This window comes from Klebsiella sp. AqSCr, from assembly GCF_008452795.1.
Taxonomy (GTDB): Bacteria; Pseudomonadota; Gammaproteobacteria; order Enterobacterales; family Enterobacteriaceae; genus Klebsiella; species Klebsiella pneumoniae.
In genome coordinates this window covers 2,762,451-2,776,426 of record NZ_MJDM01000005.1, presented here as the reverse complement: position 1 = coordinate 2,776,426, position 13,976 = coordinate 2,762,451, and the positions used below count along the sequence as shown (strand labels likewise).

The window sequence follows — 13,976 nt, the reverse complement described above, 5'->3', positions numbered from 1 at the left end:
AATTATTTGAATAAAAGGAAAAATAATGAAAAGGCAACTCTCGCTGCTGGCCGTCGCGCTGCTGCTGGCGCAACCGGTTCTGGCTAAAGACATCCCGCTGAACAGGGCGGCGGCCCTCGCCAATAGCGTGACGCCGGCTGCCTCCAGCCAGGCGTATGACGATCTTGAGCAACAGGCGCTGGCGCAGCTACGCCACGCTCTGCAGGGGAATGCCGCCACGCTGACCCGCGATCGGCTGGCGCGCACCAAACAAAACCAAACTCAGGCCGATACCGCCTGGCTGAAGGCCAGCGGCTATGACTTCCAGACCCGGGCCAACCAGCAGGCGGGCATTGCGCTGCTGTCGGCGTTCAGCACCCTGCCGGAGACCGTCGTGAAGCAGAATCTGGCGACGGTGACCGCCATCAATCGCGACGCCGTGCAGACCACGCGCCGTCAGGCGCTGGCCGATGCGGAAGGCATTAGCTACCTCTACTTCCTCAGCGACGCGCTGGGGCCACGCCTTGGCAAAGCGTTTCTGACCGCCTATGACCAGGGCGCGCTGGGGAAAGCGGCAGCGTTGATCAAAGCCTCGGAGGTCAGCACCGGCGAGGCGAAAAAGCACTTCAATAATCCGCGGCCGTTTCTGGTGCAGGGCAACACCATTCACCTGGTGCCTGACGATGTGGTGGTGAAAGATAACCAGCCCTACACCGCCGACGGCGGCTCGTTCCCCAGCGGCCACACCAACACCGGCTATACCGATGCGCTGCTGCTGGCGGCGATGATCCCGGAGCGCTACGACGCGCTGGTGGCGCGCGGCGCCCGCTATGGCTACTCGCGCATCGTGCTGGGCGTCCACTACCCGCTGGACGTGATCGGCTCGCGAATGGTGGCCGAGCGCAACGTGGCCCACTATCTTAACGATCCGCACTACCGGGTATTATTTAACGAAGCCCGCGATCAGCTGCGCGCCGCGCTGGCGAAGGCCTGCGGCACATCGCTTGCCGAGTGCGCGAAGAGCAGCGTGAAAGACGATCCCTGGCGCGATCCGGCGATGCGTGATTTCTCTCGCTTCACCATGACCTACGATCTGCCGCAGCAGAAGGGTCCGCAGCCGCGTTTACAGGTGCCGGAGGGGGCGGAAGTGCTGCTGGAAGATGCCCTGCCGCATCTGTCAGCGGCCCAGCGTCGGGCGCTGATGGTCAACACCGCGCTGCCGGCGGGTTACCCGCTATCCGGCACCACCCCCGAACAGCAATTCTGGCAGCGGCTGAATCTGTCGGCGGCCTGGGAGATGGCGCAAAAAAGGCAGTAATGTGGTTTCCGGCACGCTGCACTGCGTGTCGCGCTTTTCCGGCAACGGGCGGACTTATCGCAGCAATACCCAGGCTGACGCACCGCCCGTCATTGAAATTCCCCCAACTATCCCCCATTCTAGATCTCATGCATAAGCGCCGGACGCGCGCTTCATTCACCCTTTTCAACAGGACAGCGCATATGACCAATCCATTATTGACGCCTTTCTCCCTGCCGCCTTTTTCTGCGATCAAACCAGAGCACGTGGTCCCTGCGGTCACCAAAGCGCTGGAGGATTGCCGGGCCGCGGTGGAAAGCGCGGTGGCGCATGGCGCGCCGTATAGCTGGGAAAATCTTTGCCAGCCGCTGGCGGAAGTGGACGATGTGCTGGGACGCATCTTCTCGCCTGTCAGCCATCTGAATTCGGTTAAAAACAGCCCTGAACTGCGTGAGGCCTACGAACAGACGCTGCCGCTGCTCTCCGAGTACAGCACCTGGGTCGGCCAGCATGAAGGCCTGTATAAAGCCTATCGCGACCTGCGCGATGGCGATAACTACGCCACGCTGAATACCGCGCAGAAAAAAGCGGTTGATAACGCGCTGCGCGATTTTGAATTATCCGGGATTGGCCTGCCGCCGGAGGCGCAGAAACGCTACGGTGAAATCGCCGCGCGCCTCTCTGAGCTGGGCAACCAGTACAGCAACAACGTCCTCGACGCCACCATGGGCTGGAACAAGCTGGTGACCGATGTCGCCGAGCTGGCCGGCATGCCGGAAAGCGCGCTGGCCGCCGCTCAGGCTCAGGCGCAGGCCAAAGAGCAGGAAGGGTATCTGCTGACCCTGGATATTCCGAGCTATCTGCCGGTGATGACCTACTGCGATAACCAGGCGCTGCGCGAAGAGATGTATCGCGCCTATTCCACCCGCGCCTCCGATCAGGGCCCGAACGCCGGGAAATGGGATAACAGCCCGGTGATGGCGGAGATCCTCGCGCTGCGTCACGAGCTGGCGCAGCTGTTGGGCTTTGACAGCTATGCGTATAAATCCCTCGCCACCAAAATGGCGAAGGATCCGCAGCAGGTGCTCGACTTCCTCACCGACCTGGCAAAACGCGCCCGTCCGCAGGGCGAAAAAGAGCTGGCCCAGCTGCGCGCCTTCGCCAAAGCCGAGTTTGGCGTCGATGAGCTGCAGCCGTGGGACATTGCCTACTACAGCGAAAAACAGAAGCAGCACCTCTACAGCATCAGCGATGAGCAGCTGCGCCCCTATTTCCCGGAAAACAAAGCCGTTAGCGGCCTGTTTGAAGTGGTTAAGCGCATTTACGGTATTACCGCTAAAGAGCGTACCGATGTCGATGTGTGGCATCCGGAAGTGCGCTTCTTCGAGCTGTATGACGAACACAACGAGCTGCGCGGCAGCTTCTATCTCGACCTGTATGCCCGCGAACATAAGCGCGGGGGGGCGTGGATGGACGACTGCGTCGGCCAGATGCGTAAACTGGATGGTTCCCTGCAGAAGCCGGTCGCCTACCTGACCTGTAACTTCAACCGCCCGGTCAACGGCAAGCCGGCGCTGTTCACCCATGACGAAGTGATCACCCTGTTCCACGAGTTCGGCCACGGTCTGCACCATATGCTGACCCGCATCGACACCGCCGGGGTTTCCGGCATCAGCGGGGTGCCGTGGGATGCGGTCGAGCTGCCGAGCCAGTTTATGGAGAACTGGTGCTGGGAGCCGGAAGCGCTGGCGTTTATCTCCGGCCATTATGAAACCGGTGAACCGCTGCCGCAGGAGCTGCTGGAGAAAATGCTGGCGGCGAAAAACTACCAGGCGGCGATGTTTATTCTGCGCCAGCTGGAGTTCGGCCTGTTCGATTTCCGCCTGCATGCGGAGTACAAACCGGAGCAGGGGGCGAAAATCCTTGAGACCCTGGCCGAGATTAAAAAGCAGGTCGCCGTGGTGCCGGGGCCGACCTGGGGCCGCTTCCCGCACGCCTTCAGCCACATCTTCGCTGGCGGCTATGCGGCAGGTTACTACAGCTACCTGTGGGCCGACGTGCTGGCGGCAGACGCCTTCTCACGCTTCGAAGAAGAGGGGATTTTCAACCGTGAAACCGGTCAGTCGTTCCTCGACAATATCCTGAGCCGCGGCGGTTCCGAAGAGCCGATGGAGCTGTTCAAACGCTTCCGCGGGCGCGAGCCGCAGCTGGACGCGATGCTGGAGCATTACGGGATCAAAGGCTGATTGCTACGTGAAGATCTGCTTAATTGATGAAACAGGCGCCGGTGACGGCGCCTTATCTGTTTTAGCCGCCCGCTGGGGGCTGGAGCAGGATGACGATAACCCGATGGCGCTGGCGCTGACGACGGAGCATCTGGAGCTACGCAAGCGCGATGAGCCCAAGCTTGGCGGCATCTTCGTCGATTTCGTCGGCGGGGCGATGGCCCACCGGCGCAAGTTTGGCGGCGGCCGCGGCGAAGCGGTGGCTAAAGCGGTGGGTATTAAAGGCGATTACCTGCCGGATGTCGTCGATGCGACGGCCGGGCTGGGACGCGATGCCTTTGTGCTGGCGTCAGTCGGCTGTCGCGTGCGGATGCTGGAGCGTAATCCGGTGGTCGCCGCGCTGCTCGATGATGGCCTGGCGCGCGGCTATGCTGACGCGGAAATCGGCGGCTGGCTGCAGGAGCGGCTGCAGCTGATCCACGCCTCCAGCCTGACGGCGTTAACCGATATCACCCCGCGCCCGCAGGTGGTGTACCTCGATCCGATGTTCCCGCATAAGCAGAAAAGCGCGCTGGTGAAGAAAGAGATGCGCGTCTTTCAGTCGCTGGTGGGGCCGGATTTAGACGCCGATGGCCTGCTGGCCCCGGCGCGCCAGCTGGCGACCAAGCGGGTGGTGGTGAAGCGCCCGGATTATGCGCCGCCGCTGGCGGAAGTCGCCACGCCGAATGCGGTGGTGACCAAAGGGCATCGGTTTGATATTTACGCCGGTACGCCGGAGTAATATTACGCCGTGGTGGTATCTCCCGGATAGCGGCGCAACGCGCCTTATCCGGGCTACCGAATCGTCGCCCGGCTCAGCGTAGCGCAAGCCGGGAACCACAATATCTGAACAAACGGCGCCAGTGCGGATCGGCCATCTCAAACGGTTATTCGGCGCTGGCCGGGGTATTAATCATCCGGTTCAGCCACGGCACCATCAGCGCCATTACCACCGTGACGCCCAGCGTCACCAGGCCAATTTTACTGAACACATTGGTGTAGACCGGCAGGGTCTGCAGCGGGTCGGTGATGTTTTCCGGCACCGCGGTAAAGGTCGCCACATAGCCGCCCAGCAGGAAAGCGGCGGCCTGGGTCAGAAACCACATCCCCAGAATAAAGCCCATCAGATGCTGCGGCACCAGCGCGGCAACCATCGCCAGCCCCAGAGCGCTGATTAACAGTTCGCCCAGACTCTGGAACAGATAAACCAGCACAATAAACCACGGCGAGGTTAACCCCTGGGCGTCGGCGAACCACATCCCGGCCGCCGCGGCGGTCAGGAAGCCCAGCGCGCAGAGGAACATCCCGAGGGTAAATTTCACCGGCATGGTCAGGTCTTTACCCTTATGACCGAGATGGGTGTAGATCGCCGCCAGCACCGGGCTGGCGACCACTACCCAGAAGGGATTCAGCGCCTGGAAGCTGACCGGGTTGATGGTAAAGCCAAGGATCTCATGATGGACGTTGTTGATGGCGAAGAAGTTCAGCGAGGTCGGCATCTGGGCATACAGAATGTAAAACAGCACCGCCTCGATCATCAGAATAAAGGCGACGAACATTTTGTTGCGTCCAGTTTTATCGAGGCGAAACGCCTCACGGAAAAAGAACGCAATAACCACGACCGACAGAACAATCAGCACCAGGTTGGCGATCATCACGTTATGCATCAGCCAGGCGCAGAGAAAAATCATTACCACCGTACCGGCCAGCACCAGCGCCAGATTGCGTAGGCTGAGGGGGCGATGATCCGGCTCGGAGCCAATATCTTTCACCATCCCGCGGCAGGCGAAGTAGACCAGCAGCGCGATAATCAGCCCCGCGCCGCACAGGTTATAGGTTACCGCGTAGCCAAATTTTTCGGCGATCACCGGCGCCAGCGACAGCGACAGCAGCGAACCGATGTTTATCGACATATAGAACAGGGTAAATGCCCCGTCGAGACGGGCATCCTTCGGCGGATAGCATTTGGAGAGCAGGCTCGCCGGGTTGGCTTTAAACAAACCGTTGCCGACGGCGATGGTGCCGAGAGCGATAAAGATCAGCTGCGGTTTCAGCAGCGACATCCCGGTCATAAAGTAGCCGATAGCCAGCACAATGGCGCCGAGCACCAGCGTGCGTTTGGTCCCCAGCAAATGGTCGCCCACGTAGCCGCCGATGGAGATCAGCCCGTAAACCAGCGCCGCGAAGGCGCCGAAGGTGATAAAGGCCTGTTCCTGAGAGAAGCCCAGCTGTTTAACAAAGAAGACCGCCAGGATCCCCTGAACGCCGTAATAGCCAAAACGTTCCCAGAGCTCCACAAAGAAGATCATAAAGAACGGACGAGGTTGCTGCAGCAAGCCCGTAGGTGCAGTTGTATTCATATTCCTTCGCCTTGTATTACTTTCCCAAAAAGTATGAACGCGTATGCCAGAACGCGCCGAAAATGTCTGATAACTCGCCATGCTGCGGTTATTGGCTTATGGAATAGATTATTATATAGATATTTCGCCGAATAACTGGTTGATCACACTAATTGAATGGCGATTTTATGGATTGAAGTTCTGCCGCATGGCGAGGGAAAGCGAAAATAAAAAACGCCCGCATCGGCGGGCGTATTGCGCGGATAAAACGAGACGGTTATTCGTCTTCTTCGTCGCGCAGCGGGACGATCAGCATGTCGACATGAACGGTGTTAATCAGCTGGCGGGCAGAGGACATCAGCTTGCTCCAGAAGTCCTGATGATGGCCGCAGACCACCAGGTCCATATCGTATTTTTTAATCGCATCGACCAGCACCTGGCCAAGGTCGCCGCTGCCGCTCAGGGTCTCGGTGATGGGATAGCCTGCGTTGGTCGAGAGCTCGGTCAGCGCGTGATGGGTCTCTTCGGAGATGCGTTTTTGCATGTCGCCGAGGTTAACGTCAATCAGCCCGGTGTAGAGGTCGGAGTAATTCACATCCACATGGATCAGGGAGACTTTCGCGTTATACGGGCGGGCCATAGAAACGGCTTTTTCAACCAGTACTTTACTCTCCGGGGACAGGTCTACTGCAATCAGAATATGTTTGTAAGCCATAGTGTTACTCCTTCCATAAGTTTGTCGATGACCATTGGACCTGACAGCTGGCGCTGCCGTTTCGCCCGCGTCCTGCGTGCTACATTCGCGGGAGGGTAGCCTTTAAGGACTTCATTGTAGAAGATATTTCCTACCTTATAGCGCCCCCCGCACTCCGTCAATGCACTGGGTTCACCTAAAAGTTAAACAAATTTATCCGTCTTACGTATTGATAACGAATAACCTTGTGGTAAAAAAATTAATGGATCTCCTACACTATTTAATGAGCCGGTCGGAAAAATAAATGTGATCGGAATCGCACTCTTTACGGTATCGTCGTGGGTTATTTGGGGAGCGGTAGCCGCGGAGGTTTTCTCCGTAGGCGGGTCGCCGGGGAGGAGGTATGATCAGCACTATTGCGCTGTTTTGGGCCCTGTGTGTCGTTTGTGTGGTGAATATGGCACGCTACTTCTCATCGTTGCGTGCATTATTGGTGGTGCTACGTGGTTGCGATCCCTTGCTCTATCAGTATGTTGATGGCGGCGGCTTTTTTACCTCGCACGGGCAGCCCAGCAAACAGATGCGGCTGGTGTGGTATATCTATGCCCAGCGCTACCGTGACCATCACGATGATGAATTTATTCGTCGCTGCGAACGTGTTCGTCGCCAGTTTATCCTGACCAGCGCCCTGTGCGGCCTGGTGGTGGTGAGCCTGATTGCGCTGATGATCTGGCACTAACGTTTCAGAATAAAAAAACGGGCCAGCAAGCTGGCCCGTTTTGAACGAATAACGCTTAAATCAGTTTCAGGGAGAGCCAGTAAAGGACGCCTGAAAGGATAATCGCTGCCGGCAGGGTCAGCACCCAGGCCATCAGAATGCTGGTCACCGTCTTTTTCTGCAGACCACCGCCATCCACCAGCATCGTCCCCGCTACCGAGGAGGAGAGTACGTGGGTGGTGGAAACCGGCATCCCGGTGTAGCTCGCCAGACCGATAGAAACCGCTGCGGTCATCTGAGCCGACATCCCCTGAGCGTAGGTCATGCCTTTCTTACCAATCTTCTCACCGATGGTGGTCGCCACGCGGCGCCAGCCGATCATGGTGCCGATACCCAGCGCCAGCGCGACAGCCATGATAATCCAGATTGGCGCGTACTCGATGGTGCTCAGCATATCGGTTTTCAGTTTCTTCAGCAGACGCTGGTCGTCAGCGCTCACATCCGGCAGCTTCGCCACCTTGTCGGTGGTGTCGGAGATGCAGAGCATGATGCGACGCAGCTGGCCGCGCTGTTCCGGTTTTAGCGACTCGTAGTTCTCAACGCCGGTCAGCATGGTTTTGACGCGGTCAAGGGCGTTGATGGTGTTCGCCGGATGGCAGTGGAACTCGCCATTGGCCGCGGTATTGGTATCCGGAGAAGGCACCAGCTGATCGACGCCGGTGGCTTTTTTCAGCAGTTCAGGACGCTGCTGGAAGAAGGTTTCCACGTTGTTGACCGCATCGCGGGTACGGGTGATTTCGTAACCAGAGGCATTCATATTCACCACGAAACCCGCCGGCGCGACGCCGATCAGCACCAGCATCACCAGGCCAATGCCTTTCTGCCCATCGTTAGCACCGTGAGAGAACGACACGCCAATAGCAGACAGGATCAGCGCGATACGGGTCCAGAACGGCGGCTTTTTCTTACCGTCTTTCTTTTCACGCTCTGCGGGCGTCAGGTGGATACGCGCGCGTTTTTTGGTTCCGCTCCAGTAGCGACGCAGCAGGAAAATCAGGCCGCCCGCGATCACCAGACCGACGATCGGCGAGATGATAAGCGAAGCAAAAATACCGATGACTTTCGGGATATTCAGCGCATCAACCACGGAAGTACCGGTCATCAGCGCATTGGTTAAACCAATGCCGATGATGGCGCCAATCAGGGTATGAGAACTGGAAGCTGGAAGACCGAAGTACCAGGTGCCGAGGTTCCAGATGATCGCCGCCAGCAGCATAGAGAACACCATGGCGAGGCCATGTGCGGAACCCATGTTAAGCAGCAGATCGGTCGGCAGCATATGCACGATGGCATAGGCTACGCTGAGACCGCCCAGCAGAACGCCGAAGAAGTTGAAGAGCGCCGCCATCGCCACAGCGAGCTGTGAGCGCATTGCGCGAGTGTAGATAACCGTAGCCACCGCGTTTGCGGTATCATGGAAACCGTTAATCGCTTCGTAAAACAGTACAAAAGCTAAAGCAAGCAATAATAATAGTCCGGTATGTAAATCCAGACCGGCAAATAAATGTAGCATAGGACGTTACGCCATTTTGAGGACATGAACGCGGCGCATTATCAGTGACTTTAGCGGCGCGGGCAAAGTGAAATATAGACTTTTTTTGATTTTCTTCCTGTTTAGGTTTTACCCTGTTGGGAGTAATCCTATATCTTTCAATGATGTATCTAATGCGGGATTTTTCCCGCTGGTGTGACCAGAGTGAAATATTTACAAAACCCGACAATTGGGGAACGAGGAACGCGGTGTGGAAAGGTTTGATGCCATTGTCGTTGGCGCCGGAGCGGCGGGAATGTTTTGCGCAGCGCAGGCGGGCCAGCTTGGCTGCCGCGTCCTGCTGCTGGATAACGGCAAAAAGCCGGGGCGAAAAATTCTGATGTCCGGCGGCGGCCGCTGCAACTTTACCAACATGTATGTTGAACCGGCGGCCTATTTGAGCCAAAACCCGCATTTTTGCAAATCTGCCCTGGCGCGCTACACCCAGTGGGACTTTATCGAGCTGGTCGGTAAATACGGCATCGCCTGGCATGAGAAGACCCTCGGCCAGCTGTTTTGCGATGATTCGGCGGAGCAGATCGTCAATCTGCTGCTCGCGGAATGTGAAAAGGGCGGCGTGGAGATCCGTCTGCGCAGCGAAATCCTCAGCGTGGAGCGCGATGAACAAGGCTACCGGCTACAGGTGAACGGCGAAACGCTGGTGACCAAAAAGCTGGTGATCGCCTCCGGCGGTCTGTCGATGCCGGGGCTCGGCGCCTCGCCGTTTGGCTATAAAGTCGCCGAGCAGTTCGGCCTGAAGGTGCTGCCGACCCGCGCGGGGCTGGTGCCGTTTACCCTCCACAAGCCATTGCTTGAGCAGCTGCAGGTCCTCTCCGGCGTGTCGGTGCCGTCGACCATTACCGCCGAGAACGGCACTCTGTTTCGCGAAAATCTGCTGTTCACCCACCGCGGCCTTTCCGGACCGGCGGTGCTGCAAATTTCCAGCTACTGGCAGCCCGGCGAGTTCGTCACCGTTAATCTGCTACCGGACTGCGATCTTGATGACTTCCTTAACGAGCAGCGCAGCGCGCATCCCAACCAGAGCCTGAAGAACACCCTGGCGATGCAGCTGCCGAAGCGGCTGGTGGAGTGTCTGCAGCAGCTGGGACAGATACCTGATGTGACGCTCAAGCAACTGAACGTTCGCGATCAGCAGACGCTGGTGGAGACGTTAACCGCCTGGCGCGTGCAGCCGAACGGCACCGAAGGCTACCGGACGGCGGAGGTGACCCTCGGCGGCGTGGACACCAACGAACTCTCGTCGCGTACTATGGAGGCGCGTAAGGCGCCGGGTCTCTACTTTATCGGCGAAGTGATGGACGTTACCGGCTGGCTCGGGGGGTATAACTTCCAGTGGGCGTGGTCAAGCGCCTGGGCCTGCGCGCAGGCGCTGGTGGAAGGGTAATCTACGCGTCCGGGCGCCCTGGTGCCCGGACGTATATGATCAGTTCAACCCAAGAAAATACTGGGCGATTTTGAAATAGATAATTAGCCCGGTGCCATCAATCAGCGTGGCGATAAACGGCGCGGAAACTACCGCCGGGTCAATGCCGATCCGCTTAAGCACCATCGGAATGACCGAGGAGACAATCGCGCTCCACAGGGTAATGCACACCAGCGTCAGGCTGACGATGAGCGTGATTTCCATGCCAATCCCCATCATCCAGGCGCGCAGGCAGCCCGCCAGGCCCAGGGTCAGGGCAATCAGAAACGAGGTCGATACCTCTTTGCGGATCACCCGCCCCATATCGCGCAGTCGCACTTCCCCCAGCGCCATCGAGCGCACCAGCGTCGAGGTGATCTGCGTTCCGCTGTTGCCGCCGGTGCCGATGAGCAGCGGAATAAAGAAGGCCAGCGCGATGGCCGATTCCAGGGCTTCTTCGAAATGCTGCAGTACGCTGCTGGTGTAGGCTTCGGCCACGAACAGCAGCAGCAGCCACACCGAGCGTTTTTTCCACAGCGTCCAGGGGCTGATCTCGAGGTACGGTTTTTCCAGCGGCAGCGTTGCCCCCTGCAGCTGAGCATCTTCGGTGACGTCATCCTCCAGCAGATGGGCGATCTCCTTCTCCATCAGGCAGCCGACCAGCTCGCCTTTATCGACGACGGGGACCAGGTCGAGGCCGCGCTCGCTGAGCTCGGCAATCACCTGCTGGCGCTCATCGTCAGGTTTGACGCGAAACAGGCAGCTGTCCATCAGGTGGCGGATAGACTGGTTGATATCCGTTTCCTGGAGTAGCTTTTTGACCGACAGGCTGCCACGCAGCTTCTTGCCGGCGACGACAAACACCTGCCCGGGAATATCATCGCTGGCCAGCTGGGAGATAAAGTGTTCGCGCGCCTCATGAACGCTGAGATGTTCCTGCAGCGTAATAAAATCGGTACGCATGTACTGGACGATCGCATCGCCGTCGAAGCCAGAGGTCGCCTGATGGGCGGCGCAGAGTTGAATGGAAGACATGTTTAAAAATCCCTATAAAAAATCACTCATAGGGGCGAACAAGACAGGGTTAGCGCAGGCAGATCCCTACGTCCTGGTTTTAGCACTGCATAACGTATCTGAACGGTCATGACCGCCAGAAGTTACCTTGGCAACACCTTGATTCGATGGAAGCCTGTATTTCCCTGAGTGGTCTCTCTCGATACCAACAGGGCGGTAACTTGTATTTATGCAGGAGCCTCGCCATAACGAGATCGTTAAATGAGGCGCCATTATTGGCGAAGAGGGATAATTCACAAAGCGTATAGTTTATGTGGTTTATCAACTGTTGATAAACCACCCAAGAATTTTCAAATAATTAATCATCCGCTAAACACTGCAAATGCCCATGGCGCACGCCGCGCTGGGCAATCACGTCGTCGGCAAAATGCTGTACCTCGGCCATATCACCTTTCAGCACCGCAATCTCCAGGCAGTCGTCATGACTGATATGCACATGCAGCGTGGCGACGGAGAGATCGTGATGATGATGCTGGGTGGCCACCAGCCGGCTCGCCAGTTCGCGTTTTTCATGTTCATACACGTACGACAGGACGGCATACCCGCGCCGTGATTCCGGCGACGGAGGATCCTGGTTGAGGGCGTCGCGCAGAATATCGCGTACCGCCTCCGAACGGTTGTGGTAGCCGCGGCGGGCGCTGAGCGCATCGAGGGCGGCCAGCAGGTCATCATCAAGGGTCAGGGTTACGCGCTGCATGGCATGGCCTCGTTAAGCAGAGTGGCAGGAAAAGGGGGGAGCACCGCCTGCTGGAGCGCCTGTCCGGCAGGAGAGCGCAGGCGTAGCGGTAGACTAACCGTTGCGGTTTCGACGATGCGCCCGTGCTCCATCACCAGCACTCGCTGGCAAAAGCGCTCCACCAGCCGCAGGTCATGGGTGATGAACAGGCAGGCGGTGTCAAACTGCGCCTGCAGACGCTTCAGCAGGGCGATAATCTCCGCCTGCAGCAGCAGATCGAGATTTGAAACCGCTTCATCAAGGATCAACAGCTGCGGCCGTACCGCCAGGGCGCGTGCCAGGCAGACGCGCTGCAGCTGTCCGCCGCTGAGCTGCGCCGGGCGCTTATCGAGCAGCGACGGCGCGAGGTCGACGGCCAGCAGCATCTCTTCCACCCGCCGCGCACGCGCCTCACGCGGCAAGCACAACAGATGGCGCAGCGGCTCGCTGACGATCTCGCGCACCGTTTTGCGCGGATTCACCGCGCTGAAGGCATCCTGAAATACCAGCTGAATATCGCGGCGGAAGGCGCCGATGGCCTCGCCCTTCAGGGCGGCCAGCGGCGCGCCGCGCCAGGCAATATCGCCGTGCTGCGGCGTTTCCAGACCCACCAGCATCCGCGCCAGGGTGCTTTTCCCACAGCCGCTGCGTCCGAGCAGGGCCACCGTTTCGCCGGGGGCGATGGCGAGTTGTATCTCGTGCAGGACTCTGCCGTGGTGAGGATAATCGTGACTCACCCCGGTGACGCTGAGTAAATTCATGGTGTTTTCTCCAGACCGTATAACGCCAGATGCGCGGCCAGCAGGCGCTGGCTGAGCGGGTGCCGCGGGGCGCTAAATAGCGTATTCACATCGCAGTGTTCAACGAGGCGACCGTTCTCCATCACCGTTACGTGATGCGCCAGCCGCGCCACGACGCCCATGTCATGCGTCACCAGCAGCAGTCCCAGACCGCGCCTGGCGACAATATCCGCCAGCAGGTCGAGGATGCGCGCCTGGGCGATGGCATCGAGATCGGTCGTCGGCTCGTCGGCGATGATAAAGGGCGCGCGGCTGAGCAGGGCGAGAGCGACCATCATCCGTTGCAGCATGCCCCCGCTCATTTCAAAAGGGTAGCGCTTCAGCAGCGCCCGCGGATTGTCCAGACCGACCTCCTCCATCGCTGCCAGCAGCACGGCGTCATTCGTTTCACGACCCGCTGCCCGGCAGGTTTCCCGGGCATGCGCGGCCATGGTCTGCAGCGGGTTAAAGGCGCTGCGCGGGTTCTGCATGATGGTGGCGATGGTCGCCCCGCGCAGCTGTTCGCCGTGCACCGGAATGCCGTCGAGAAGCACCCGGCCGGCGGTTTGCCTGACGCCGGGCGGCAGCAGGCCCAGCGCGGCGGCGCAGGTCAGCGATTTTCCGCAACCACTGCTGCCGAGCAGCGCCAGCACCTGGCCGCGGCGCAGGGTGAAGGAGACGTCGCTGACCAGCGGTCGGTCAGCGGCAAGCGAGATCTGTTCCAGTTGGATCTTCTGCGGCATCAGTGGCTATGCTCCGCGATCAGGTGGGGATCGAGACGATCGCGCAGCGCGTCGCCCAGCAGGTTAAAAGCCATCACGCTGATGAACAGCGCCAGCCCCGGCCAGACCATTTGCAGCGGCTGGGTCCAGATATACTGCCGGGCGTCGTTGATCATCACCCCCCATTCCGCCGTCGGTGCGCTGACACCGAGACCGAGGAACGACATGCCGGCTACGTGAAGCATCATATGGCCGATATCCAGCGAGGCGAGCACCAGCAGCGAGGGGATCACCGCGCCGGCCAGATGGTCGCTGAACAGCCGCCACTGGCTGGGGAGGGCAATAACTACCACGCCGGTGATACCGATAACGGCGCCGGGC

At 59.1% G+C, this 13,976-nt stretch carries 13 protein-coding genes and 1 riboswitch; of the genes, 5 read left to right on the top strand and 8 right to left on the bottom strand.

Going from position 1 to position 13,976, the window contains the following annotated elements; translation table 11 throughout:
• The first annotated feature begins 25 nt into the window (after nt 1-25).
• The 3 genes from BHE81_RS17710 (at nt 26) to rsmJ (ending at nt 4,282) form a co-directional block, all read left to right on the top strand.
• Nucleotides 26-1,297, top strand: coding sequence for an acid phosphatase (locus BHE81_RS17710; protein WP_016529354.1), 1,272 nt, complete (start codon nt 26-28; stop codon nt 1,295-1,297).
• Nucleotides 1,298-1,479: 182 nt separating this feature from the next.
• On the top strand, nt 1,480-3,522 hold the full coding sequence (gene prlC, locus BHE81_RS17705) for an oligopeptidase A (protein ID WP_004901172.1): 2,043 nt from the start codon (nt 1,480-1,482) through the stop codon (nt 3,520-3,522).
• 7 nt (nt 3,523-3,529) lie between these two features.
• A complete protein-coding gene (rsmJ, locus tag BHE81_RS17700) occupies nt 3,530-4,282 on the top strand; it encodes a 16S rRNA (guanine(1516)-N(2))-methyltransferase RsmJ (protein WP_004151425.1) in 753 nt (250 codons plus the stop codon).
• Between the two features lie 145 nt (nt 4,283-4,427).
• Here rsmJ and dtpB read toward each other — a convergent pair whose 3' ends face one another.
• Together dtpB and uspA are read right to left on the bottom strand one after the other, a co-directional pair.
• Nucleotides 4,428-5,900 (bottom strand): dipeptide/tripeptide permease DtpB, encoded by a 1,473-nt coding sequence (gene dtpB / locus BHE81_RS17695; RefSeq protein ID WP_002921264.1) that lies wholly within the window; start codon nt 5,898-5,900, stop codon nt 4,428-4,430.
• Between the two features lie 256 nt (nt 5,901-6,156).
• Nucleotides 6,157-6,594, bottom strand: a complete 438-nt coding sequence (uspA, locus tag BHE81_RS17690; protein ID WP_004145166.1) for a universal stress protein UspA — start codon at nt 6,592-6,594, stop codon at nt 6,157-6,159.
• 382 nt (nt 6,595-6,976) lie between these two features.
• Between uspA and uspB the strand changes: the two genes are divergently transcribed.
• Nucleotides 6,977-7,312 (top strand): universal stress protein UspB, encoded by a 336-nt coding sequence (gene uspB / locus BHE81_RS17685; protein ID WP_002921203.1) that lies wholly within the window; start codon nt 6,977-6,979, stop codon nt 7,310-7,312.
• A 55-nt stretch (nt 7,313-7,367) separates the two neighbouring features.
• On the opposite strand, the gene pitA is transcribed toward uspB, so the two are convergent.
• The gene (pitA, locus tag BHE81_RS17680; protein ID WP_002921200.1) at nt 7,368-8,864 is read right to left on the bottom strand and encodes an inorganic phosphate transporter PitA; all 1,497 of its coding nucleotides are present in this window, start codon (nt 8,862-8,864) and stop codon (nt 7,368-7,370) included.
• A 229-nt stretch (nt 8,865-9,093) separates the two neighbouring features.
• Here pitA and BHE81_RS17675 point away from each other — a divergent pair, with 229 nt between their 5' ends.
• The gene (locus tag BHE81_RS17675; RefSeq protein ID WP_002921196.1) at nt 9,094-10,287 is read left to right on the top strand and encodes an NAD(P)/FAD-dependent oxidoreductase; all 1,194 of its coding nucleotides are present in this window, start codon (nt 9,094-9,096) and stop codon (nt 10,285-10,287) included.
• A 39-nt stretch (nt 10,288-10,326) separates the two neighbouring features.
• Here the strand turns inward: BHE81_RS17675 and BHE81_RS17670 are convergent, their stop codons facing one another.
• The 5 genes from BHE81_RS17670 to BHE81_RS17650 form a co-directional block, all read right to left on the bottom strand.
• On the bottom strand, nt 10,327-11,340 hold the full coding sequence (locus BHE81_RS17670; RefSeq protein WP_002921192.1) for a magnesium transporter: 1,014 nt from the start codon (nt 11,338-11,340) through the stop codon (nt 10,327-10,329).
• A gap of 57 nt (nt 11,341-11,397) precedes the next feature.
• Nucleotides 11,398-11,579, bottom strand: a riboswitch (M-box (ykoK) riboswitch).
• Nucleotides 11,580-11,677: 98 nt separating this feature from the next.
• Nucleotides 11,678-12,076 carry a nickel-responsive transcriptional regulator NikR gene (gene nikR, locus BHE81_RS17665; protein WP_002921188.1) on the bottom strand — a complete coding sequence of 133 codons (399 nt, stop codon included), beginning with the start codon at nt 12,074-12,076 and terminating at the stop codon, nt 11,678-11,680.
• A complete protein-coding gene (nikE, locus tag BHE81_RS17660; protein WP_002921186.1) occupies nt 12,064-12,855 on the bottom strand; it encodes a nickel import ATP-binding protein NikE in 792 nt (263 codons plus the stop codon). Before nikE ends, nikR begins: the two co-directional genes overlap by 13 nt.
• Nucleotides 12,852-13,616, bottom strand: a complete 765-nt coding sequence (locus BHE81_RS17655; protein WP_004173959.1) for a nickel import ATP-binding protein NikD — start codon at nt 13,614-13,616, stop codon at nt 12,852-12,854. Before BHE81_RS17655 ends, nikE begins: the two co-directional genes overlap by 4 nt.
• A partial coding sequence (locus tag BHE81_RS17650; RefSeq protein ID WP_172622144.1) for an ABC transporter permease subunit occupies nt 13,616-13,976 on the bottom strand: 361 nt, incomplete at its 5' end. The genes BHE81_RS17655 and BHE81_RS17650, both read right to left, overlap by 1 nt.